This window comes from Ideonella lacteola, from assembly GCF_038066555.1.
Lineage (GTDB): Bacteria > Pseudomonadota > Gammaproteobacteria > Burkholderiales > Burkholderiaceae_C > Ideonella > Ideonella lacteola.
Map to the genome: position 1 here is coordinate 1 of NZ_JBBUTG010000064.1, position 3,013 is coordinate 3,013.

Genomic DNA, 3,013 nt, shown 5'->3' on the forward strand with positions numbered 1-3,013 from the left:
CGCTCGCCGAATCGGCGCCCAAGAGCTTGGGCTGAAGGCGTTTCTGGCATCTCGAGCCAAGATTCCGTGTTCTTCAGCGTCCATGCACGTCGCGCCATGCTTTGTGCAGACCATCCCTAACCCCTCCGTCAAGGGGACGTCCCGCAAGCGGGCCGCCCCTTACGTCGAACGTTAGCCGTGATGAAGTCCACCCAAGCGTGTCCAAAGTGCGGCGCGACTGCGACGTATTCGACCCTTGGCCACATGTACGAGATTCGCTGCGAAGCTTGCGGGTTCGAGGAAGCCGGCATGTTTGTGCCTTCTTCGCTTGGCATGCCAGAAGCGAAGCCGGTCGAGGTTCGCATTCAGCTTGGCGGCATGGCACCCACAGGGAAGAATCTCTTGGCGCTCTCGAAGCTACATCCCAAGTTGGGGCGGCTTGGTCCCGCAGAATTGAAGGCTCTGTTCCTTAGCGGCCCTGTCATCCTACTTGGCGCCCTGCGCAAGGAAGAAGCCGAGCGGGCGCAGAAGGCAGCCATCAATACAGGGTTTGTTGTTCTATGTGCCGAGTGACGGCTAACCCCTCCGTCAAGGGGACTGGCCTGTGGCCAGCCCCTTACGTCGAACGTTAGGCCTCACCAAAACAATGCGCGAACTTCAATCGCTGATTCAAGACCTTGAGTCCCCGAGTTCATCGGTTCGGGATAAGGCTGCCCTTGCTCTGATGGACATGGGGAATGAAAGTGCTGTCGTGCCGCTACTCCAAGCAATATCAAAGCCTGAGAACCTCAACTGCCGTGGAACTCTTGTCTATGCTCTGGGTGCCTTCAACTGCGAGCCGTTCCTAGAGGTACTTGTTGATCTGGTGCTGACCGGAAACTTTGAGGTTTCCACTGGAGCGTTCAGCATCATCGAAGAATCAGCAACGTCTGCAGAAGCCGTACAACGAGTACAAAGGCACGCCCAAAGGTACTCCCCTAGCACAGTGGCGGCCGAGCATCAGAAGCTTGCGCTCGAAGCCTTGGCCGTGTTTACCGAGGCCGCAGGTGAGTGAGTCGCGCGAATGATGCCTAACCCCTCCGTCAAGGGGACTGGCCTGCGGCCAGCCCCTTACGTCGAACGTTAGGCGACGCATCGGAACAGTCAAGACCGTCGCTTTTCAACAATCCATTCGTGCATCACGCTCAAACCTCTAATCAGAATGCAGAAATCTCTCGCCTCTTCTCTTGCTATTCTTGCCTGCAGCCTTTCTTTGTCAGTCGCAGCTCAGCCTCCAGCCGCCTCAGGTAGCGCAGTCAAGCTACCAACCGAAGTGCGGAAGCTTCTCGAGCGCGTGGCATTGTGCGATCACCTCGCGGGCGAATACGATGCGGTCAATTCCCCTCGTACGATTGAGGTCTCTCGATCCGTCGAACTCAACCGATGCGACTTTGTTGACCAAGAACTTCAGAACATGAAGAAAAAGTACGCCAATAGCGCCGCCGTGCTTCAAGAGATTTCAAGGGCCGAGTCGGAAAGATCGGAATGACTGATCGTATTTCCCAGTCGGGCGCTGCGCCTAACCCCTCCGTCAAGGGGACTGGCCTGTGGCCAGCCCCTTACGTCGAACGTTAGGCCCTCCGGGAACGGCGAGCTTGCGCCGCCTTGGTGCGTCGCGCAGAATATCCACCTATGACCACACCGTTTTCGCCTTCATCCCTACATCTGGATATCTATATCCACATGGGGAGTCCAGCGTTGACGTCTTGTGTTCATCTCAAAACTTACGATGCTGCACGCAAGCAAGAGTCTGCTACCCAGAGCGTTGTTCGCATCGCTCACCGCTCTGCTTTCACCACCAGCTAGCGCTCAGGCAATTCACGCCAATTTCTCAACAGCTGCGACGCTTTTCTGGCTTGTTGTGCCAACTGCTCTGATCGCCGCAACGCTCTTCATCCTGCAATTCAGGCTGCGGCAGTCTGCTCTTGTAGGAAAGCTTGTGGTCTTTTACGTTTTCTGCCTTCTTCTTTTCATAGTTGTTTGCCTCGCCCAACCCTTCGTCGCGTTGTGGATTCCGCTCCTTCCGTGGTCCTTTGTTCTTGCCACTATTTTTGCCTTTTGGGTGGCTGCGCGAAGGAGAGCAGCCCGTCGCGAACGCGACGCTTCCTGTAGGCCCATATGAGCAGTTCGAACGCAGCGGCAAACAATTCCGGGCAGCGTCCGAGCCTGAGTCAAGCTTCCTTCAGTAGCCCGAGCATGAGCGGTCGAACCACCATCGTCCCGATCCCTAACCCCTCCGTCAAGGGGACTGGCCTGCGGCCAGCCCCTTACGTCGAACGTTAGGCTTCAAAGCAGAATGCGCCGCCTCTCTTTCCTTCTCGCGCTAGTCGCCGCAATTGCTGCGGGCGCGTGCAGCGAGCTGGGCAACGGTGCCGGCCAGATCAGTCAAAAAATCGGCCAAGTCACTCACGATCCGTCAGCAACCCAGGTCAACCTTCCGAAGCTCACAAGCTTCGGGTGGGAGTACTTCTATTTCTTCAGGGCCGGCACTACACGAGATCAGATCTGCAAGTTCATTGAAGCCAAACGAACAAATTGCGGTCGTGTCATACGATACGAGTCAGTTCCTGAAGGCTTCGTCGCACTCTTCTTTGGCCTAAACGGTCAGCTCACCCACACCGAGCTCCACGACTTGTCAAACGGAGAATTTGACTTCAACGTCCCGGAGAATGGCTTCCCAAAGGAGAAAGCAGTCTTCACCATTCGTCGGGCATCCACCGGAACCAAGCAAGATCACATCTTGCTTGAAGCACCATGAAGCCTAACCCCTCCGTCAAGGGGACCTGCCTGCGGCAGGCCCCTTACGTCGAACGTTAGGCAATACCGGAAATGCCATCGCGTCGTCGCCGAGTCTCGCTGCAGCCGGAGCCGCATTCGGTAAGCAGCCAGGGAACACATATTGACCGAGGCGGAGCGTTCGGTCAGATAGCTGGCACCCAGTGGTGCGGCAGCAGTTCGCCGATGTTGCAGGCCCGTTGCGTAGGCAGCCTCTGCA

The 3,013-nt window shown here is 56.8% G+C and carries 4 protein-coding genes; all 4 read left to right on the plus strand.

Annotation, left to right across the window (positions count from 1 at the left end; genetic code table 11):
* Nucleotides 1-243: 243 nt before the first annotated feature.
* Nucleotides 244-552: a hypothetical protein gene (locus AACH06_RS29960; RefSeq protein WP_341429497.1), complete on the plus strand. Its 309-nt coding sequence runs from the start codon at nt 244-246 to the stop codon at nt 550-552.
* Between the two features lie 31 nt (nt 553-583).
* Nucleotides 584-1,033, plus strand: coding sequence for a HEAT repeat domain-containing protein (locus tag AACH06_RS29965; protein ID WP_341429498.1), 450 nt, complete (start codon nt 584-586; stop codon nt 1,031-1,033).
* Between the two features lie 147 nt (nt 1,034-1,180).
* Nucleotides 1,181-1,507, plus strand: coding sequence for a hypothetical protein (locus tag AACH06_RS29970; protein WP_341429499.1), 327 nt, complete (start codon nt 1,181-1,183; stop codon nt 1,505-1,507).
* A gap of 807 nt (nt 1,508-2,314) precedes the next feature.
* Entirely contained in the window at nt 2,315-2,776 is a 462-nt protein-coding gene (locus AACH06_RS29975; RefSeq protein WP_341429500.1) for a hypothetical protein, read from the plus strand.
* Nucleotides 2,777-3,013: the final 237 nt, after the last annotated feature.

What these genes read in the sequence shown, in the direction of transcription:
- AACH06_RS29960 (WP_341429497.1), top strand. Translation starts at nt 244, where the DNA reads ATGTACGAGATTCGCTGCGAAGCTTGCGGGTTCGAGGAAGCCGGCATG.
- AACH06_RS29970 (WP_341429499.1), top strand. Translation starts at nt 1,181, where the DNA reads ATGCAGAAATCTCTCGCCTCTTCTCTTGCTATTCTTGCCTGCAGCCTT.
- AACH06_RS29975 (WP_341429500.1), top strand. Translation starts at nt 2,315, where the DNA reads ATGCGCCGCCTCTCTTTCCTTCTCGCGCTAGTCGCCGCAATTGCTGCG.